10 protein-coding genes are annotated in these 21,485 nt (G+C 61.4%); 2 read left to right on the top strand and 8 right to left on the bottom strand.

Features of this window, described 5'->3' with window-relative positions:
- Positions 1–119: 119 nt before the first annotated feature.
- The 7 genes from mfd to CKO25_RS01410 form a co-directional block, all read right to left on the bottom strand.
- On the bottom strand, positions 120–3,614 hold the full coding sequence (mfd, locus tag CKO25_RS01380) for a transcription-repair coupling factor (RefSeq protein ID WP_200386102.1): 3,495 nt from the start codon (positions 3,612–3,614) through the stop codon (positions 120–122).
- A 158-nt stretch (positions 3,615–3,772) separates the two neighbouring features.
- The gene (locus CKO25_RS01385) at positions 3,773–4,642 is read right to left on the bottom strand and encodes a DUF429 domain-containing protein (RefSeq protein ID WP_242467261.1); all 870 of its coding nucleotides are present in this window, start codon (positions 4,640–4,642) and stop codon (positions 3,773–3,775) included.
- Between the two features lie 66 nt (positions 4,643–4,708).
- The gene (locus CKO25_RS01390; protein ID WP_200386103.1) at positions 4,709–5,749 is read right to left on the bottom strand and encodes an NADP(H)-dependent aldo-keto reductase; all 1,041 of its coding nucleotides are present in this window, start codon (positions 5,747–5,749) and stop codon (positions 4,709–4,711) included.
- A 328-nt stretch (positions 5,750–6,077) separates the two neighbouring features.
- Positions 6,078–8,246 carry a T6SS phospholipase effector Tle1-like catalytic domain-containing protein gene (locus tag CKO25_RS01395; protein ID WP_200386104.1) on the bottom strand — a complete coding sequence of 723 codons (2,169 nt, stop codon included), beginning with the start codon at positions 8,244–8,246 and terminating at the stop codon, positions 6,078–6,080.
- 283 nt (positions 8,247–8,529) lie between these two features.
- Complete coding sequence (locus CKO25_RS01400; protein WP_200386105.1) at positions 8,530–9,471, bottom strand: glutathione S-transferase family protein; 942 nt, start codon at positions 9,469–9,471, stop codon at positions 8,530–8,532.
- Positions 9,449–11,443, bottom strand: a complete 1,995-nt coding sequence (gene glsA / locus CKO25_RS01405) for a glutaminase A (protein ID WP_338115039.1) — start codon at positions 11,441–11,443, stop codon at positions 9,449–9,451. The genes CKO25_RS01400 and glsA overlap by 23 nt, the downstream gene beginning before the upstream one ends.
- Complete coding sequence (locus CKO25_RS01410; RefSeq protein ID WP_242467263.1) at positions 11,343–14,909, bottom strand: PPi-type phosphoenolpyruvate carboxykinase family protein; 3,567 nt, start codon at positions 14,907–14,909, stop codon at positions 11,343–11,345. The genes glsA and CKO25_RS01410 overlap by 101 nt, the downstream gene beginning before the upstream one ends.
- Positions 14,910–15,388: 479 nt before the next feature.
- Between CKO25_RS01410 and galE the strand changes: the two genes are divergently transcribed.
- Positions 15,389–16,402, top strand: coding sequence for a UDP-glucose 4-epimerase GalE (galE, locus tag CKO25_RS01415; protein ID WP_200386106.1), 1,014 nt, complete (start codon positions 15,389–15,391; stop codon positions 16,400–16,402).
- Positions 16,403–16,620: 218 nt separating this feature from the next.
- Here galE and thiC read toward each other — a convergent pair whose 3' ends face one another.
- Positions 16,621–18,513 (bottom strand): phosphomethylpyrimidine synthase ThiC, encoded by a 1,893-nt coding sequence (gene thiC / locus CKO25_RS01420; protein ID WP_200386107.1) that lies wholly within the window; start codon positions 18,511–18,513, stop codon positions 16,621–16,623.
- A gap of 897 nt (positions 18,514–19,410) precedes the next feature.
- Here thiC and CKO25_RS01425 point away from each other — a divergent pair.
- Positions 19,411–21,483: an EAL domain-containing response regulator gene (locus CKO25_RS01425; RefSeq protein WP_200386108.1), complete on the top strand. Its 2,073-nt coding sequence runs from the start codon at positions 19,411–19,413 to the stop codon at positions 21,481–21,483.
- Positions 21,484–21,485 lie beyond the last annotated feature (2 nt).

Consider the following 21,485-nt stretch of genomic DNA (forward strand, 5'->3'; position numbering starts at 1 on the left):
ACGTGGATCTGATGCGCTCGGCGTCGTGCTTGATAGCTACTTGCACTGGTGCCGCGATGCCCATTGCGATGGACCACTGACTCGGGGTAAGCGCATCGGGGCAATGGCGGGTGTCAGGATCAGGCCGCCGGCCTCGGTCCGACGAGCTGCCCGATGATGCGCCCAATGTGGGTGATCCGCTGTGCTGGGTCGGACATGTCGCAATAGAACCGCAGCGTGTCGGCACCGTCGAGCTTGAACTCTTTCGGACGCTGTTGAACCAGGCGAATCAGGTTTGTTGGATCGACCTTCGGGTGCTCTTCGAACAGGATGCGCCCGCTCATGGGGCCAGCCTCGATCTTGCGAATCCCATGTGGTTGGACCTCGAGCTTCAATTGGGTGATGGCGATGAGGTTGCGTGCGGGCTCGGGCAAGAGACCGAACCGATCGATCATCTCGACCTGGAGTTCCTTGAGCTCAGCGGTGGACGTCGCACTGGCGATGCGTTTGTACATCACCAGACGCGCATGGACATCAGGCAGATAATCATTCGGCAAGATGGCGGGCACGCCGAGGTCGATCTCGGCACCATGACTGAGCGGCCGGTCGAGTTCGGGCGTCCGCCCGGCCTTCAGGGCTTGGACGGCACGTTCCAACAGATCCATGTAGAGTGAGAAGCCAACCTCGTGGATCTGTCCGGATTGTTCGTCACCGAGGAGTTCGCCGGCGCCGCGGATCTCCAAGTCATGAGTCGCTAAGGTGAAGCCCGCGCCAAGATCTTCCATCGACTCGATCGCCTCGAGTCGTTTCTTGGCATCCGCCGTGATGGCCGTACTTGGAGGGGTGATCAAGTAGGCGTAGGCGCGATGGTGTGAGCGCCCGACCCGCCCCCGCAGTTGATGCAATTGCGCCAGACCGAGCTGATCAGCGCGGTTGATGACGATGGTGTTGGCGCTCGGCACATCAATGCCGCTCTCGATGATGGTGGTACACACGAGCAGATTGAAGCGCTGGTGGTAAAAGTCCCGCATCACCCGTTCCAGATCGCGCTCACGCATCTGACCGTGCGCGACCTGGACGCGGGCCTCGGGGATGAGGGCCTCAAGCTTTTGGGCCTGGTTCTCGATGGTCTCCACCTTGTTGTGGAGGAAGTAGACTTGCCCGCCGCGTTTGAGTTCGCGCAGCACCGCCTCCTGGATCAAGCCATCGTTCCAAGGGCTAACGAAGGTCTTAATGGGATGACGTTCCACCGGCGGGGTGGCAATGATGGATAGGTCGCGCAAACCGGACATGGCCATGTTCAGCGTCCGCGGGATCGGCGTGGCCGTCAACGTCAGGACATCGACCTCGCTGCGCAGGCTCTTGAGCTGTTCCTTGTGACGGACTCCGAAACGGTGTTCCTCGTCGATGATGGCAAGCCCTAAATGCTTGAAGCGGATGTCTGACTGCAGCAGCTTGTGCGTCCCGACCAGGATGTCGATGGTGCCCTGGGCGAGCCCCTGCAAAATCGCTTTCTGCTCCTTCGCCGAGCGAAAGCGTGACAGGCTTTCGATCTTGATCGGCCAATCGGCGAAGCGATCGGAGAAATTCTCGAAATGCTGTTGCGCAAGCAGCGTGGTGGGGACGAGCACCGCGACCTGCTGACCACCCTGAACAGCGACGAAGGCCGCGCGCATCGCGACTTCGGTCTTGCCGAAACCGACATCACCACAGACCACACGATCCATCGGTTTGGTGTCTGCCATATCCGCTAGCACGGACTCGATGGCGCGGAGTTGGTCCGGCGTTTCCTCGAATGGAAAGGCGGCCGCGAAGACCGCGTATTCCTCGGCTGGGGCCGGAAAGGCGATCCCTTGGCGCGCGGCGCGGCGGGCATAGATATCCAGCAACTCCGCCGCGACATCGTGCGCCTTTTGGGCGGCTTTGCGCTTGATGCGATCCCATTGCTCGCCGCCGAGTCGATGCAGCGGTGCGTTTTCCGGTGAGGCGCCCGTGTAACGTGAGATGAGGTGCAGCGAGCTGACAGGGACATAGAGCTTGTCCCCACCGGCATATTCGAGCGCGAGAAACTCGGTGACCAGTCCGCCGACCTGGAGTGTTTGCAAGCCAAGATAGCGACCGACGCCATGTTCCTCGTGCACCACCGGGGCGCCTTCGGTCAATTCGGTGAGATTGCGCACGATGGCATCCGCATCGCGTTCACGTGCGCGCCGCCGCCGTTCTTGGCGGACCCGTTCACCGAACAGCTGCGTCTCGGTGATCAGCGCGAGGCCGGCGTCCTCGAGCAGCAGCCCTTGCTCGAGTGGCGCGACGGTCAGGGCACGATCGAGATCGCTCGAGAGGAACCGCGACCAGTCCTCGATCTGCCGAAGCCGGATGCCGAAGCCTGCGAGATGCTCGCTCAACAGTTCGCGTCGACCGGTGCTTTCGGCGATGAAGAGGACACGGCGTCCCGGCTCGGCGAGAAAGGTTTGTAGGGCCTGAGCGGGTTGTGCCGTGTGCGCTTGCAGTGACAGTGGCGGTAGGCTACTGGTCGTAAAGTTGTGGAAGCCGGCATAGCCCTTGCCGCGGTCCGTGACCTCGGTTGACTGGTGGATGACTCCGGTGAGGCGGTTGAGTGCGCCGGCGAGTTCATCGGCCGGGAGGTAGAGGCGGTTGGGTGCGAGCAGGGGCCGCTCGAGATCATGACGACGTTGTTCATAGCGTTGCGCCACGCCGCTGAGGAACGTCTGAGCCGCTGCACGACAGGCTTCAGCTTCCAGCACTAAAACCGTCTCGGGTAAATAGTCGAACAGGGTCGAGGTCTGTTCGAAAAAAAGCGGCAGATAATACTCAAGACCGCCCGGCGTGCGCCCCTCGGAGACCTCGCGATAGATGATGCTCGATTGCGGATCACCTTCGAAGCAGGCGCGATAGCGTTGGCGAAATCCGGAGATCGCATCCTCGGTCAGCGGAAATTCGCGTGCCGGCAACATCCGAACCTGCGACAGCTTATCTTGGGAACGTTGCGTTTCCGGGTCGAAGATCCGGATGCTCTCGATCTCGTCATCGAACAGATCCACGCGCAGCGGCTCGGTGCTACCCATTGGAAAGATGTCGATCAGGGATCCACGGACCGCGTATTCGCCGTGGCCAATGACTTGTGACACGCAGCTATAGCCGGCGCGCTCCAGGCGGCGGCGGGTCGCCTCGATGTTTAAGCGCTCCCCGACCGACAGTACAAGAGATTGGCGCTCCACATAGTCGCGTGGGGGCAGCCGCTGGAGCAGTGTTGCGACCGGGACGAGGAGAATGCCCTGGTTCAGACTCGGCAAACGATGCAGGGTCGCCAGGCGCTCGGAAACCAACTCCGGGAGCGGGGAGAAGACGTCATACGGAAGCGTCTCCCAGTCTGGAAAGCTTAACAGCGGCCAATCTTGACCGAGAAAGAAGGCGAGTTCCGCACGCAGCGTGGTGGCGGCTTGCATATCCGCCACCACGGCGACGACCAGCCCAGGATGTCGCCGGACCGACTCGGCCATGGCAAGAGCCGCCCCCGCCCCTTGGAGACACCCCCAGCGCAGCCGTTCGCCGGGTCGCTTGGGCAATGGGGGAAGCAGAACGGACGCCATGGTGTTCAGGTTCGGCGCAGGCATGGACGGGACAACCTCAAGACAACATCAGAAGCCTGATTCTCGCACAGCCCGATTGCCGATGCAGAGGGACCCCGCAGGGCCGGGCGGCGTGCGACCGGGATCGCTGCCCGGGAGGCCAGTTCGTTGGGCACGGGAGGAGCGAGCACCACCCGGATGGATCAGGACACCAAGGGTGCCGCGATGGCATCGGGTTTCTGCGGCTCGAAGCAACAGGGATCGGCGATCACGCCCTCGAGAGCATCGATCACGCCTGGCCATCCTTGTGTGTTGCTGGCGCGCCAAGCCCAGGCGGCCTGAATGGCACAGATGAGTGCATCGAGTCGATCACCGCTGGAATCCGCAGCGGTATCGAGATCGGTCGGGGGCAGGACCCGGAGGCCATAGTGCTCACTGAGGGTGTCATCGAGGATATGCGCGAGCAGTCTCTCACGGGCCGAGGCCTGTGCTGGGTGGTGTCCTCCGCGGCTGTCCTGCTTATAGGGGCAGCGGCCGATGAGGCGGCGTGCGAGAACGCCGGGGTAGGTTTCGACCGCGATGCGCAGCGGGTCACCCGCCAGCAATCCGGGGATGGTGACGCCGGCCTTGAGAAGACGCGGGGCGCCTTCAAAAAACATGAGACCGACCGGGACGCCATAGAGCTTTTGAGGGCTGATCGCACCGGCGGCGATATCGGTCGCGCGCCGGTGTTCCTTATCCCCGATTGCGCGCTGACGCCGATAGCGGTCGAGCTCGGCACGAAAACCATCGCGACCGAGCCGTTGGGCATGCCTGACATAGTTCGACCAGGTGTCCGGCCAGCCCGCGTTGGTGAGAAAGGTCCGTGACTGCCCGAAGGGGAAGTCGAAACCACAGATCCAAGGACCGGGCCGTGCCAACGCGGCCTCGAATGCATCGAAATGACACCATTCCTCGAGCGCGACAGGTGTGAGTGTCGCACCCTCGAGTTGGCAGGTGATGCAGGTGATGGGCTTGCGGGTGCTCGGTCGACTCGTGAAGTCGACTCCGAGGACCCGCATGGCGTTCTTCATCTCCTAGTTGCCCCTTGTCTGCTGATCCATCATGGACACCCTGTTTGACCGGTCAGGAGGTTGCGCTCAAGGCGCCGGGTTCGGCTGCGCGATGTGAATGGCATCGATTTCGGAGATCAAGTCGTCCGACAGGTGCAGATCGAGGCTGGCCAAATTGTGTTCCAGTTGCTCGCGGGTGGTCGCGCCGATGATGTTTGAGGTGGTGAAGGGTCGGCTTGTCACCCAGGCCAATGCCATGTGCGCTGGGTCCAGCCCATGGCGTTGGGCTAACGCAACATAATCCGCCGTCGCGCGTTCGGCCTGTGGATTGGAGTAGCGGTTGAAGCGCTCGTAGAGGGTGAGCCGGGCTCCCGCCGGACGTTGGCCATTGAGATATTTACCCGAGAGCACGCCAAAGCCGAGCGGTGAATAGGCCTGCAGTCCGCAGTGCTCGCGTTGCGCAATCTCCGCAAGCCCGACCTCGAAACTGCGGTTGAGCAGGCTATAAGGGTTTTGGATCGTCACCATGCGTGGGAGTCCTTCGCGCTCGGCGAGTGCCAGGAAGCGCATCAGTCCCCAGGGTGTCTCATTCGACACGCCGATCGCGCGCACCTTGCCCGCGCGCACCAGGTCGCCGAGCACCTCAAGGGTTTCGAGGAGTGGCACGCTCTGGTCATCATCCGTTGGTGAGTAGCCGAGTTTGCCGAAATAATTGGTCTCGCGATCCGGCCAGTGGAGCTGGTAGAGATCCAGGTAGTCGGTTCGCAGCCGTTTGAGACTGCCCGCTAAGGCCGCCTCGATGTTGGGCCGGTCGAGACGCGCATGCCCGCCTCGCAGATGCGGTAACCAGGATCCTGGGCCGGCAACCTTGGTTGCAAGGACAACGCGATCACGACATCCGCGTGCCTGCAGCCAGGTCCCGATGAATTCCTCGGTCCGTCCCATGGTCTCCGCGCGGGGTGGGACTGGGTACATCTCGGCGGTGTCGAGGAAGTTGATCCCCGCATCGAGCGCGCGGTCGAGTTGGGCGTGTGCGTCCGCTTCGTCGTTCTGTTCTCCAAATGTCATGGTGCCAAGACAGAGTGCGCTGACACGGATGTCCGTGCAACCGAGTGGTCTGAATTCCATGCAAGATCCTCCAGAGAAGTCCATGCGGATCACACAGGATCAGTCGTTCTACCGCCTGTGGGCCTGCGGGTCCGCGACATCAAGATGCCCGTGGGTACCGAGATTGACGACGCCTAACGGGTACAGGAATTGCGGTCCATCCGCCGCGATCGGACCAGAAGATATCCAGAATCATCACCAGGGTGCGCAGAGGTGACGAGGCACGTCGTGATGAATCGGTTCGGGCCATCAACACCCTTGATACAGATGCGCCCGCGATCGCTTCGTGCAAGCCGTCGGGCGCCTGCTGGGTCGCCCCGTGAAGGCAGGACGGAGGCCACGGAATCGCTTACCGCTCCTTCGCGCACGTGTGGCCGGGTATGGTTTCGCGGGACCAGCCTGGTGCTTCGTCTGGCAGGTGTTCGACGCGGATCCGCGCGATGCCGTGATTGTTGCAGTAGAAGAGGTCGCGAAGCATGGGGATGCGCAGGTCGGCGTCGTTGACGAAAAGTTCGAGCATGCCCCGGTGCCGCGACTTGATCTCTGTGCCGTGTCCGATCGGTTGTGGACGCGATCGGCCAACCCTGGCGAGCAGCATGAAGATGGGTTGGTGAGGATCCCGGAGCAGTGGCGTCGCCAGCTGGACGAGACGTGGCGGCTGGTTGCAGAGGCCGCAAGGTGTCGCCTCATGGTGTGCGTCGCGCCATCCGGAAGCGTGTTCAACCTCGATCGCGTAACGCTCGCCGGCGGCGAACTCAATTCCCGTCTTGAAGGAAAACTCATTCGTCTCGAATACCAGGCTGCGTGCCTCGCCCTGAGCGAGTCGGATCGGCTTGGCGAGACTGGTATGCCATGGGCACGGTATACACCAGGCTGAATGGAGGTAAGCACCGCCGCGCAGGATCGGGTAGGCGATGGCGGACAGCACGCGGACGATGGCGCCGTGGGTGATCTCAGCGAGCAGATTCACCGTGCGCGCTGTGCGGATGCGCGTCGCGATCTTGAGGATGCTCGAAGATGAGATGTGTTTCAGCAGGTCTTGTCCGTGCGGGCGATGATCCGAGTTGAGACATGCCCAGCCAGCGCTGGCAAACTCGTGTTGCCGCGCTTTGAGGACTTGACGGGCACCGAGCATCAGCGGGATCAGTAGAAGCGGGACCCAGAGTGTCCAGTTGCTCTTCAAGGCATCTTCGAGTCCACCTGGACGCCCGATCTGGTAATGATCGGCCGGGAGCAGGTTCGGTGGCAGGAGGTCGGCGAGTGGCCACATCGTGACCGCGTGCAACATCAGCACCATTAGGCTCAGGAGCAGCACGTAGTAGATGAGTTGACGCATCCATGTCAGGGTCCAACAGGCCTGCATGGCCGTGCGCCATCCATCGGTTGCGACGAGACGGCTCGCGAGTGCGTGGGATGACATGGCGCAACTCGGCAGCTGATGTGGAGCATAGCGGTCAGTTGCCTGTTCGAGCCGGGCAAGGACGGAGGGATGCAGGTGGAGTGCGCCCGGTGTGTAATCCTGTCGCAGTTTCTCCAGGTCGCGTGGTGCATAGCGATAGATGGCACCAAGACCCACACGTGAGTCGTAGAGACGACCATGGGGATCGGCCGCTCGTGCGATGGATTCGAGTATGACCGGATCGAACACGAGCCGCTCGGATGGGTTGGCGATGCTGCGTTGGTCGCATGCACGCACCCGCTCAATCATCCAGGCCAACGAGACCAGTGCCATTTGCGGCTTAGGATAGCCGCCACCGACATTCGCATGGGCGCCGGCGAACCAGACCTGTTGAATCCGTCGCGCGTCTGGCTCGCAATCCAGATCGGGCTCTAGACGCTCGTCCCACATGACCGGATGAAAGGTCTTGCGGGCATCATCGATCGCCAGGGCATGACAGCCATGAGTGACACTGTGGCTCAGCACGCGATCCCGGAAACTGAGATGCATGACCCGATCGAAGGCCTCACGCAACTCGTCAAAGGGCATGCCGATGGCGTCGACCGTGTCCCAGATCCCAACGAAATGAACTGAGATCTTGCCGGAGTTGGTGTCATCAGCGTGTTGGCGACCATGATGCGTTCTGAAGTTCTCGGTGAACTGAGGGGCATCGTGGTGGCGTCGATAGGCACAATAGGCAAGGCGCACGACGCGATTGAACGCATTTTCGGAGTCGATGGCACCGAGGTCGGGAATCCCGCAATGGACGATGAGCCCTGTGAGCAGACGCACAGTGAAGGCGCCACGACTGAACCCGAACAGATAGATCCGGTCACCTGGTTCCCAGTGGCGAATCAGAAATCCATAGAGTTCGCGGACATTGCGGCTCAAGCCGATCCCGAAAGCGCCTGCGGCGGCCCTGAGGGGTTTGAAGTCCTGCGAGCCGACGCCGTCGCCATAGCAACAGATTTGACCGTCCTGACGCGCGATCGCCCGGTCGAGACGCCAAACATTGCTCTCGTGTCCGACCCCGCCGTGATTGCCCGTCCCATCCGACAACAACACGATATTTTTTGGCATGTCCCTAGCCCACCCTTTGCGGCGACGCGCGCGGCATCCGAATTCGGTCTCACCCGATTTTCTGCGGGTTTAAACGTGACGCTTAGATTGGGTATAGAAGGGCACTGGTCATCTGTCAACTGACACCGCGCACCAAGGTCTGATGATGGCGAACGGGGTGCGGAGGGGCCGGGTCGGGGAATCCCAGGTTCGGGGATGACGGAAGTGGTCCAGCGTTGGGCGCAATCACCAAACGCCCAATGATGTCATCGGTCCGGCCGGTCGCTGGGCGAGGGATGCGCGCTCATCCGGGATGCTCTGCACGACCATGGGGCTGCCCGAAATCGAGCTCGGGACCCTTGGGCACGATTCCCGACGGGTTCAGTTGCGGATGGCTGGCATAGTAGTGGGTTTTGATGTGATCCAGGTGCACCGTCTCGGCGATCCCCGGGACTTGGTAGAGGTCCCGGGTGTAGGCCCAGAGGTTGGGGTAATCCATCAGCCGTCGCTGGTTGCACTTGAAGTGGCCATGATAGACGGCGTCAAAGCGCACTAAGGTGGGAAAGAGGCGCCAGTCCGCCTCGGTCCAGGTCGGGCCGAGCAAATAGCGTTGTTGATCCAGACGCTGTTCGAGCCGATCCAGCGCGGCGAACAGGGCGTCGAAAGCGACCTCATAGGCGGCTTGGGTGGTCGCGAATCCAGCCCGGTACACGCCGTTGTTGATCTGTTCGTAGATCTCCTGATTGATGGCGTCGATCTCGCTTTGTCGCTGCGCTGGATAGAGATCGAGGTCGGCGTTGCCCCAGGCATTGAAGGCCTGGTTGAGCATGCGGATGATCTCGGATGATTCGTTGTTGACGATGGTCCGCCGTTGGGTGTCATAGAGCACGGGAACCGTGACCACTCCGTCGAAGTTCGGATCGACCTGGCGATAGAGTTCGCCGAGTGTCGCCAGGCCCTGCACGCGGTCGCCGGTCGCGCCGGGGTAGGCGTCGAAGGTCCAACTCTGTTCCGGCATCACGGGGTGGACAACCGAGATCCCGATACCGTCTTGCAAGCCTTTCAAGGCGCGGACGATGAGGGTGCGATGCGCCCAAGGACAGGCGTAGGACACATAGAGATGATAACGCCCCGGGGCAGCCTGGAAACCGCCCTCACCGCTTGGTCCCGGGGCTCCATCGGCCGTGACCCAGTGGCGGAATCCGGAATGGGTTCGCACATATTCACCCTTCAAAGTCACCTCCATCAGGGGTTGGTTCGCCAGCGCCTGATCCTTCCGTTAGTCGTTCGGCAAGACGCGTGGCGAGGCTCGCGAGCAACTGCACCTTGAGCTCAGGGGCGATCGCGCGATAGGGAATACGCCAGCATGCTGCGCGATCATTCAAGGCGATAACCGTATGATCGCGTGATCGACCGGTCGCGAGCGGCAGATCGCCAAAGACCAGACCCGGTCCCAGCGTTGCGCATCGAAGCGGGATCCGCGCGCTTGCGGTGGATTGGATCTGGAACTGACCACGGGCGATCAGGAAGAGTGCATCGGCCGGATCGCCTGGATGATAGACCACTTGTCCAGCAACGCAATCCAGCCGTTCGGCGATCGTGATCAGTTGATCGCGCGCGTTCGCGTCCAGGGTTTCGCACAGATCATTCTCGATCAGGGGTGTTTCCGTGACAGGATCCTGAAGCGCGCGTCCGAGGAGTTGATCTTCCGCCCACTCGAGCGCCTGGTCGCGCTCCGTGAAGCGCAATGGCCCAGGCGACCCGGTCTCAGAGGATACCTCCGCCAGCGCGTGCACGAGCGGCGGCTGATGATGGCCGCCGGGCAGGAGGAGGGTGCGTTCGTGTGACTGAAGGTCGTGCGCGAGTTCGCTGAGCAGTCGCGCGGCGGCCTGATCGAGACCGACGACGCGGGTCAAGTCGAGGATCAGGATCTCGAATGCAGCGCGTTCTCGCAAGACGTCATGGACTAGGGATTCGGTGGCGCCGAGATTCAGTTCGCCTTGGAGTTCATAAAGGCGCACCCGTGCGCCGCGCGCCCGCAGCCGGGTGCGTTCGGACCGCCGTCGACGTCGGCTGGAGCGGAGCTCGGTCCCATCGGATCGCGAGCGAATGATGGACGCGGCGGTCGCTCTCGGGGTGTGAAAGAGGTGTAGAGCGAAGTCGGCCGAGATCTCTTCGCAGACGCGGATGCCACGCACACTGTTCCCGCGCGAGTCGAGTGGTGGTGAAAAGACGGCAATGCCCATCTGGCCCGGGAGCACGGCGATGATTCCACCCGCGACGCCGCTCTTCGCCGGCATCCCGACCCGATAGATCCAACCACCTGAGAAGTCATACATGCCGCAGGAGGTCATCACCGCGAGCACCCGCGCGACGTCTGGCGCGGCGAGCGCGCGCGCGCCGGTGAGCGGGTTGACCCCGTCGTTTGCGAGGGTTGCCCCCATGATCGCGAGATCGCGACAATCCACCAACACCGAACACTGCCGGAAATAGAGATCGAGCCCGGGCTCGGGATCGCCGGTGATGATGTCGAAGTTGCGCATCAGATGGGCGAGGGCACGATTGCGGTGTCCGGTGCGAGCTTCGGAGGCATAGACGCGCTCGTCCACTGCCATCGTGCGCCCGGTGTAGCGTTCGAACATCGCCATGATGCGGCGTTCCCCATCGGCGGCGTCCGTTCCCGCGATCATGGCGCTGACCGCGATGGCGCCGGCATTGATCATGGGGTTCAGCGGCCGCCCGGTATCGGGCTCCAGGCTGATGGAATTGAAGGCCTCGCCCGTAGGTTCGACGCCCACCTTGGCCAGCACCCGCTCAACACCCTGCTCCGCGAGCGCCATGCCATAGACGAATGGCTTGGAGATGGATTGAATGGTGGCGCATTGCGCGGTGTCGCCGACGCTGTAGAGATGACCGTCCACCGTGGCGATGGCGATGCCGAACCAGGCCGGGTCGGCATGCGCGAGTTCGGGAATATAGGCCGCGACCAAACCCTCACGTAGGGGTGCGAGACGCCGGTGCAGGGCGTCTAGATAGGTTTGGATCGGCGACCCGCCCGGCAGTGGACTCAGCGTCGGATCTCCCTGATGTCGGTGCGCATGGGCCTGCTCGCTCTGTTCAGGCGGCCTCCCGCTGCGCTGCGGGCTGAACGCTGCGTGCCGGCTGTAAGGGGTCTGCTCCGATGGTGCCGACGAGTGATTCGAGGTAGGCCGGATCACGCACGCGCGCCAACTGGTCTTGGGCGCGTTGCAGTCGGGTTGTCGCATCGAGTCGCGCCGCTTCGTCAGCATAATGGCGCAGGTCCAGGAACTGCTGGAGATTCAATACGAGACGGTTGGCTAGTTGGAGATCGCGCTGCTGCTTCACCTCCAAACGTTCGCGGTACCAGTCCGAACTCATCAGGGCCTCGCGTGTGAAGAGCCCGCGGATGGCCGGGTCCTGAATGGTCCGGCCATGATCGTGGCCCTCCGCCATGATGTGGATGAGTGCAGCGAGCGGTGGGCAGGCCTCCGCAATGCTGCCGTCCTCCAGATAGCGCCGGGCAACACGTTGCTGTGCCTCGCAGATGTTCTCGATCCCGTCGACGAACACCGCGAGATCCTGCGACTCGGGACGCAAGATCGCCTCGGTGAAGACGGCGCTGGGGTTGTCGAAGATCTTCCCCATGAAGTGCGCGACGAAGCGGTCGGTGATGCGATAGCCGAGACGACTGGCGAGCACGGTGCGACCGTCGTATTCAAAATCCTCCAGTGCTTCCAAATAACCGTTCTCGATCAGATACCCCGGGTCACGTTCTTGCTCGGTCAAACGGGCCCAGATCTCCGGGATCAATAATGAGATGTCGTGCGCGACTCTGACGTTGGTCCCGATATGACCGGCGGAACTGGAGAAGCCGGCGAAGCCGGTGAGGATGAAGGAGACGAGTGCGTTATTGAGATCGGCCGTTGGATTGAGCGCATTGAAGGGCGCTTTGGTCAGTGCGCCCTCGCTCCCCGCGCCGGTTGTCGAGGGAGACTTGCCGGTCAGGGAACACACGAAATCCATGAAGAGTTCCGGCAACTCCTGGTAGTGGATCGGGTTGTAGACCGCAAGCGGGCGGATGCCCGGCTCGGGTGGGTTATTCCGTCGCCCCACCAGCACCGCGTCCACCGGGGTCGCGAGTGGGATCTGCAGTGGGAGTTTGCGATGGAACCGAGCACCGATTTCAGCGACGTATTTGCGCACCGGATTGACGAGGTCAGGACGGATCTGAAGGTAGCGCGGGTTCTTCGTCGGCTGCCCATTCACCAGCTTCGGATGCGCCGATGACACCACCAGGACCTGGTCACGTGCGGCCTGCTCAAGCCGCTGTCGCATGGGTGCCGTAAAGGTCGAGAGGGTGGGGACGTCCTCGAGGATGGCGGCCAATGCTGGACCACCGAGGGGCTCGTAGTTGGCCATGAAGTTGCCGTGCTGGGCTAACTCACGCTCGGTCTGTTTATCAAAACCCGGGATGATGGCGTCGTCCGGGCGCTGGAACAGCCGATACTCACAGTTGCGGATGAGCTTGATGCTGTGCTCCGTTTCTGGCGGTGTCGGATGCCGACCGGGCACCTGCGCGGGTGGTACAACGACGGACGTGGTGATGTCGTCTTCCATCTGGATCTTCTCCGCGGCGATAAAATCCTGGCGCAGCTTGAAGGTGCGCCATTTCTCCGCCTGATCGAAACCAACACGCAGATAGGAGGCGACGATCCGTCGCCCGAAGACTTTCAGTTCGTGCCCCGGCGCACCGTCGATCTCGTCGACGGAGAAGTGCTTGCGCCAGGCATCGCCCCAGCTTGGCTGATAGAAGCGTTTGATCATGAAGACCAGTGCGAGCAGCCGGGGTGGGATGGAATGCAACCAGGTGTTGTATTCCCAGGTATGACTCGGCGAGGGTGTCAACAATTTGATCACGGAGCCCAGGCTGCGCTCCGAAGAGAGGATCTTGCGCCCGGCATCATGGTCCTCGTGTTCGAAGCCGGGCCGAAATCGATCCGTGTAATCACGTGCGCAGATCTCCTCGACGCGATCGAGATCCTGGCTCAGATCGTCGACGAAGATGGGGCCGTAGAGCACCGCGTCGTCCAACGACTTGGAGATCTCCGACTTCCCACCTCCCGAAACGGTACAGGGTTTGTGGCAGAAGGTGCCCTCGGGCTTGGTGCCGATGAGCCGCCAGGAGGGCGCGCCCGGATGCTTTTGCATCTCGATCTTATAGCCGTTTGGTTGGACATAAATCCGATTCGGCTGCAGGCGGATGCTCTGAGCGACGCCATCCTGTGTCCAGGCGATGCGTTGGGTGCGCAGGTCCATACGCAGGTCTTGTGGCACATAGATGACTTGGGGATAACGCTTGTCGATGCCGTAGCCTTGCGGCTGCAATTCCATGAGTTCACCGAAGCGTGCCACCGTGTCGGCAAAGTCGTAGCCGGGTTCGCGGGTCGCGGGATCGACTCCGAATTCCTCGCCATGGTTGAACCGAGGAAAAGCCAGTGCGCCGCCGGCGTGCTCCTCTTCGGCCATGCCATAGAGGTTTGCGGCGAAGCTGATCTGGGTTTTGACCTCTTTTTTGCAGTAGCCGTAATAGTTATCGGTGATCAGGGTGAAGATCACGCCCGACGCGTCACGTGCGGTGAGTTTAAACGGCGTTCCATCGTTATAGCGCTCCGCTGGGTCGCGCCAGCACATGCCGTCGGTACGCTGACGCTCGGTGGCCTGATCCCAGTGGGGAAGCCCCAGCTCCTGTTTGGTCAAGGTGGTCAAATGGGGGGCGAGCAGGACGCATCCGGTGTGTCCGGACCAGTGATCGACATCCAGAGCAGCATCGAAATCGGCGAGATAAGGATTCCCTCCGTTCCCGAAGATGCTTTCGACGAAATCCAGATTCGAGACCAAATTGCCCGGCGCGAAGAAGCGGATCTCCATGTTCTTCTCCGGTTGGATGCCGGGAATCTCGGGACAGATCGGGGGCCGCAGCAGGAGCGACACGAACATCCGCGCCGGCTGCTCCTGATCAGCTGTAAAGGGGATGACCAGAAGGTCTTCAGGCGGATTCAAGGCTGCTTGCAGCAGGCGCGCGAACACGATCTTGGGTACGGCCTTCTTGTCACCGGGAATGGGCAGCCCGCCCTCGGCGATATGGAATGACCCCGCCGTTGTGCGGCGATCGCTCGCGGGATTGTTCAGCACGCCTTGGGCGACGCGGTAGCTGGAGATGATGTTGGAGTGAAAGGCATCGCGGTCGATCGGAACGGAGAGTTCGCGGGCCAAACCATGTCGGTCGAGGATGAAGGTCTGGTGTGGGAGGGCTGGGATCCGCTCCCATTCCAGGTCATCGAGATAGTGTTGGAGAAAATCTTGGATGCGTCGATCAACCGGGCAGAGATAGTTCGCTAGGAGGCGGTTTTTCTCTCGGTAACTCGACAGCAGATCATGGGCGATCTCAATGAACTCGGCCGTACCGGCCGTCCCGCAGGCGCTCTGTCCCGAGGAGATCAACTTGAAGTTGATGTATAGATGCAGTTTTTGGCGGTCTTCGGGAGTGAGCAGCGGTGTGGGCTGGTGTGCGTGCTCAGCGGTGGAGCCCGCTTGAGTGTGTGCGTCTGTGCAGTGTCCGGTGCTGTCGAGTTGAAGGCCAAGCTGGCGAAGAGAATCGATCATATCGGTTTCCTGCGACGTTGTTGCGAAGGGTCACACGCACTTCAGCGATCTAATAAAGCATAAATGACGCCATCTTTCGCCCCTAAAATTCACCTCCGTTCATCGCACTCGTTGCCGCTGACAAGCACTAGTAGTCTGATTCGCAAGGGAGTTCGAGGACGCATTAGAGGCGATGCACGGGCGTCATGCGCCCCCTTCGCGTGCGACCAATGCATGGTTTCGGTTCAGCGTCGCAGTAAATGCACCCTTTGAGTGCATCGCGATGGCTTAGCCTCCCGCCCATCCGCTCGGTCCGCGGGTGGATCCTAGCCCGGGGTGAATCGCGCTATCATCGCGGATGTGGCCATGATCGGAGGCGCGGATCGTCCTCCGCCAGGGCACTCGGAACTGGGATTGAGCGTCGCGGAGCCGTCTGGATGCACGACGGCAAGAGATCGTTGTCCCGGACACAGCATCGGGCGAGGTGGAGGTAGCGGTTGATGAGGATTCTCGTAACGGGCGGTGCCGGCTACATCGGGAGCCACACCTGCGTGGAGATGTTGCACGCGGGCATGGACGTCGTTGTCCTCGACAATCTGTGCAACAGTAAAGCAGAGTCGTTGCGCCGCGTGGGTGAGCTCACCGGGGCGGCACTCCACTTCGTGAAAGCCGATCTGCGTGATCGTGGTGCGCTTGATGCCCTGTTTCGTGAGATTCGGATCGATGCCGTGGTGCATTTCGCTGGGTTGAAGGCCGTGGGTGAATCGGTTGCTTTGCCGCTTGCCTATTACGACAACAACGTCGGCGGTACTCTCACGCTCTGTCAGGCCATGGCGGCAGCGGGGGTGCGGAGTTTGGTCTTCAGCTCGTCAGCGACCGTCTATGGTGATCCTCGGAGCGTCCCGATCCGGGAAGATTTTCCGTGCAGCGCCACCAATCCCTACGGCCGTTCGAAGCTGTTCATCGAGGACATCCTGCGCGATGTGCAGGTTGCCGATCACGCTTGGAACATTGCCCTACTGCGCTATTTCAACCCGGTTGGCGCGCATCCAAGCGGGCGGATCGGTGAGGATCCGAGCGGGATTCCCAATAACCTGATGCCCTATGTCGCGCAGGTGGCCGTCGGGAAGCTGGCGCGTCTGCGCGTGTTCGGCAATGACTACCCAACAGATGACGGAACCGGTGTGCGCGACTACATCCATGTCGTTGATCTGGCCCGTGGTCATCTGGCCGCCTTACGTCGGCTGGAGCAGGCGCCCGGCGTGGTGACCTACAACCTCGGAACCGGCCGTGGTTACAGCGTTCTGGAGATGGTCGCGGCCTTCGAGCGCGCGAGCGGTCGCCCGGTTCCCTATGAGATCGTGGCCCGGCGTCCCGGCGACATCGCCGTCTGTTACGCGGATGCGTCTTCGGCGAAGGCCGAGTTGGATTGGGAGGCTGAGTTCGACATCGACGCCATGGTGCGCGATGCCTGGCGCTGGCAGTCGCAGAATCCGCGGGGATACGACGACTGATGGTTGAACCGGCGAGCCGCTTGACTCAGGCCGTGCCGCCGCGCTGATTGATCCGTATCCTCATGGGGGGCGCTCCTAGGTCGCTGTCGCATCGGATTTGCGCCGCGCGCGGCGGCGTGTCCTCCTCGATTCTCCATCACGCCAGGCCATGTCCGGCCTGCTCGCGGCGACCCGATGTCCGCGCGCTCGGCGAACACCGGGGAGCATTCCCAGCCTACTCAGATCGGTCGATAAATGTGTCCACCCTCTTCTCTGAATTCGCTGGCCTTCGCCTTCATGCCTTCCTCGAGCGCACTCGTGACGTCATCAAGTCGATGTGCCTCCGCATAATCACGCACGTCCTGGGTGATTTTCATGGAACAGAAATGCGGGCCACACATGGAGCAGAAGTGCGCGACCTTATGTGACTCGTGCGGCATCGTGCGGTCGTGATACTCGCGTGCGCGATCAGGATCAAGCGAGAGGTTGAACTGATCCTCCCATCGGAATTCGAAGCGGGCCTTCGAGAGGGCGTTGTCGCGGATTTGGGCACCTGGCAGGCCCTTGGCGAGATCCGCGCCATGGGCTGCGATCTTATAGGTGACGATGCCGTCGCGCACATCCTGCTTGTCGGGTAAGCCAAGATGTTCCTTGGGGGTGACATAGCAGAGCATCGCGGTGCCGTACCAGCCGATATTAGCCGCACCGATCCCGGAGGTGATGTGGTCGTAGGCGGGGGCGATATCGGTGATCAAGGGGCCGAGCGTGTAGAACGGGGCCTCGAAACAGTCGTGTAGTTCCTTGGTCACATTCTCTTCGATCATCTGCAGCGGCACATGCCCAGGTCCCTCGATCATGACCTGCACATCCTGCTCCCAGGCGAATTTGGTGAGTTCCCCAAGCGTTTCGAGTTCGGCGAATTGGGCCGCGTCGTTGGCGTCGGCGATCGAGCCGGGCCGCAGCCCGTCACCCAGACTGAAGGCGACGTCATAGGCCTTCATGATCTCGCAGATCTCGGCGAAATGGGTATAAAGAAAATTCTCCTGATGGTGTGCAAGACACCACTTGGCCATGATCGAGCCGCCGCGCGAGACGATGCCGGTGAGCCGATCAGCCGTCAGTGGAACATAACGCAGGAGCACTCCGGCATGAATCGTGAAGTAGTCCACACCCTGCTCGGCTTGCTCGATCAGGGTGTCGCGGAACATCTCCCAGGTCAGTTCCTCGGGTGTGCCATCGACCTTCTCGAGTGCCTGATAGATGGGCACGGTGCCGATGGGCACCGGGGCATTGCGGAGGATCCACTCACGGGTTTCGTGAATGTTCTTACCCGTCGAAAGATCCATCAGGGTGTCACCGCCCCAACGGGCGGACCAGACCATTTTCTCCACCTCCTCCTCGATCGAGGAGGTGACGGCCGAGTTGCCGATATTGGTGTTGATCTTCACCCTGAAATTGCGCCCGATGATCATGGGTTCGAGCTCGGGGTGGTTGATGTTGGCTGGGATGATGGCGCGTCCGCGCGCGACTTCTTCACGAACGAACTCGGGTGTGATGGTCTCGGGCAGGTTGGCGCCGAAGGCCTCGCCACGATGTTGCCGCAGCAGCTTGGTGTAGCGTGGGTCGGTGCGCAGGGCATCGAGTCGCAGGGTCTCGCGGATGGCAACGAATTCCATCTCCGGGGTGATGATGCCCTGGCGAGCGTAATGCATCTGGGTCACGTTGCGCCCTGGTGTGGCACGCCGTGGTGCGCGCCGATGGGCGAAGCGCAAGTGCGCGAGCAGCGGGTCGGATTGACGCCTCTGGCCGAAGGCGGAACTGGGTCCGCTGAGTTGTTCGGTGTCGCCCCGCTCCGCGATCCAGTCACCGCGCAGATCGGGTAATCCTGCGAGCAGATCGATGCGTGCGCGCGGGTCCGTATAGGGACCGGACGTGTCGTAGAGAGTGATGGGTGGATTCTCTTCCAGCCCCGTCTTGGTCTGGGTTGGGGTCAGTGTGACCTCACGCATGGGCACCCGCAGATCGGGACGCGATCCGGTCACATAGATTTTGCGTGAGTTCGGGAAGGGACGGGTGGCTTCATCGGATAGCGCGGCGGTCTTCTGAACGAAGGCCTCGGGGATGGCGTTCATGAAAGCTCCTAAATCAACGTCAGGCGGATGCGAGGTCAGCAGGGATGCGGGTTAACGCGCACGGCCCTGTCAGGATCGACGTCCAGATCGCCCAACACCTCGGTGTGGTTGGGCGGGTCGAGGACACTGGCTGCAGGGATCAATGCTGGCGAGGCGTGACATCCGGCCCGATCACTCAGTCGGACCAGCGTGCTGGTCAGCGGCACTCGATGCCGTGCCAACATGCGTCGTCGATCATGGGCGCACGGCACGGGGAATCGACTTGGTTTGCCGCGCCCGGATCTGTCGTGCATGCGCCCCCTGTTCGGCTCGCACAGTGATGGCTCCGATGATGGCCGCTGGTTCGATCTGACAACGCTCGTTTGACGGATCCGCCTGGCCTGCTTTCCTGCGCCGGCATGATCCGGATCAGGTTCAAAGGGTTAAGATCCATATCGACCGCTTGTTGAGCGCTGCACGTCCCCATGGTGGGATCATGTGGTCACTCGCGGACGGTCGTCTTGCCGGCTTCTAGTCTCTGAGCCGGTTCGATACTGGATCTCTCTCAGCCCTGACGCGCCCCGAACCATTCGCCCCTCGCCTTGCCGAAACGATGACCAGACTAGCGGGTCATGACATCAGATCGGCACATGGTGGTCGAACGATCACGGACGTTTATCGCGGGCACCCCCAGCAGCACTTGGAAACTATCGGAAGGCCGGGCGGATTTCAACCTGATCGAACGCGTGGTCGGTTGCCTAGGCTTGACCTTTGCCGTTGCGCTGTTGATCCTTTGGCCATGGCAAGACCCTCAAGACGCTCAATGAGTCATCCTGGCGAATCGACTGTGCACCATGCCCATCCGTCTAGGCCCTTGGGGGAGCGAGCCCAAGGCCGATCCAAGAGGTACGACAGCGCATGAATGAGGCAGTGGTCACGACCACGGACAATCAGGTCTTCTACTTCGGTGACGATGCCGTCCTGTGCATGGGGGTCGCGGCTCAAATCCAGCCCAGAGGCTTGAAACTCGAGTCCTTCGAGCATCTCGATGAGATCGAGCGGCGGTTGGCTGAAGGGCGGCCACGGGTACTGATCTTGGATCTACGATGCTTGACCGATGATCTGAGTCCGACGGACTTAATCGCCCGTTTGCGGGCAGAGGACACCTCGACCGCGATCTTGTGTCTTGCCGAGGAGGACAGTATCAACACGCGTCTGCAAGTAATGCGTGCCGGTGCGGCAGGTTACTTCCCCGCGCCAGTTGATCCCATTGACGTGGCGAAACGCATCATCGCCAGTAGCGGACTCGAGCGGGTCAAGGCTCCCAAGATTTTAGTGGTCGAGGACGATCTGGTGCAGGCGAAGTACATCGAACTGCTGTTGACCGGCGCAGGGATGCAACCCCACCTCGTCAATGAACCCTTGCAGATCATGGAGCGGATGCGAGAGGTGCAGCCCGACTTGGTGCTGATGGATCTCTATTTGCCGGGCGCGACAGGAGCTGAGTTGACCGCTGTCATTCGCGATCACGCGGAATTCTTCGATACCCCGGTGATTTTTCTGTCGGCCGAGACGGATCCGGACAAGCAACTTGATGCACTCAAGGTCGGTGGTGACAGTTTTATCTCCAAGCCGGTCAAACGTGAGCAGTTAATCGGATCGATCGAACACCGCATTCGGATGTCGCGATGGCTCAGGGAACATCGGGTCAAGATCGATCGCCATGATGCACCACAAGGCGTGTTGCCGCGGGAGGCCTTCATGCAGCGGCTCGACCGCCTCGTACATGACAGGACACCGATGTCTGAGGGAACGGGCCTGTTGGTGATCGAGCTGGACCGGCCGGAGCAGATCTTGGAAGCGCTGGGAGTGCAGAATATGGAGCGCTTGCTGCGGCGGTTGCAAGGACAATTCGCCGAGCAGCTTCAGCCGCAGGAATGCGCGGCGCGATTCGATGACATCGCGTTCGTCGTGCTGGCGCGCCGTGATGAGCAAGCTGACCTCGATGCCCTGAGCGCACACCTCCTGAAGGCCGTCGCCGCGACCAACCTGCGGGCAGGAGGGCAGCGGATACCGATCACCGCCACCATCGGTATCGGGTTGTTTATCCCGGCGGCGGATGATGCGATCACCATGCTGTCGCGCAGCCGCACGGCGCTGCTCAAGGCGAAGCACGAGGGCGGCAATCGGGTCCGGTTCTGGAAGCCGCTGGTCTCGCCCGGGAGCGGTTTGGACTACGATCAAGTGGTGTGCGATCTCGTGCGTCATGCCATCACGGGGGATGGTCTAGTCTTGATGTTCCAACCGATCGTATCGTTGGGAACGAACGTCGGCGAACTCTACGAGGTGCAGTTGCGTCTGCGCACCCCCCACGGCGAGGAGATCCCGGCGGCCGATTTCTTACCCGTGGCGGAGCGGGCGGGACTCATGCCCCAGATTGATCGCTGGGTGTTGGAAAATGCCCTCGATGTCATGAATGCACGCCGTTCGAAGCATCCGCGTTTACGGTTGCTGATCCACCAGACCATTGAATCAATCGCAACACGCGATTGGCTGCCCTGGTTTCGGGAGCAGATGGTGCAGCGGAACCTGATTCGGCGCCGCCCACTGCTGCAGTTCCAGATTCACGATGTGCGTGAGCATCTCGAGGCGACGCGCAAGATCGTGGCGATTCTCAGGAAATATGGCATTCAGGTGTGTATCGCCAATGTGTCGGGTCTTGCCGCTGATCTCGAATTGGTGTCGGATCTCTCGGTGTCGCTCGCCAAGCTCTCCTTCGCGACGCTCTTAAATTCGGAGCAGGCGGAGTTAACTCGGGTCGTGGAGCAACTGCGCGCCGGCGGAACCTCGGTGATTGCCGCCGGCATTGAGGATCCGGAGACGATCGCACGCGTCTGGAACTGTAAGCCAGATTTCATCCAGGGCAACTCGCTGCAAATGCCGAGCAGTGAGTTGATCTATGATTTTCATGATTCAACGGACGATCTATAACA

The sequence above is a fragment of the Thiocapsa imhoffii genome (assembly GCF_016583985.1).
Lineage (GTDB): Bacteria > Pseudomonadota > Gammaproteobacteria > Chromatiales > Chromatiaceae > Thiocapsa > Thiocapsa imhoffii.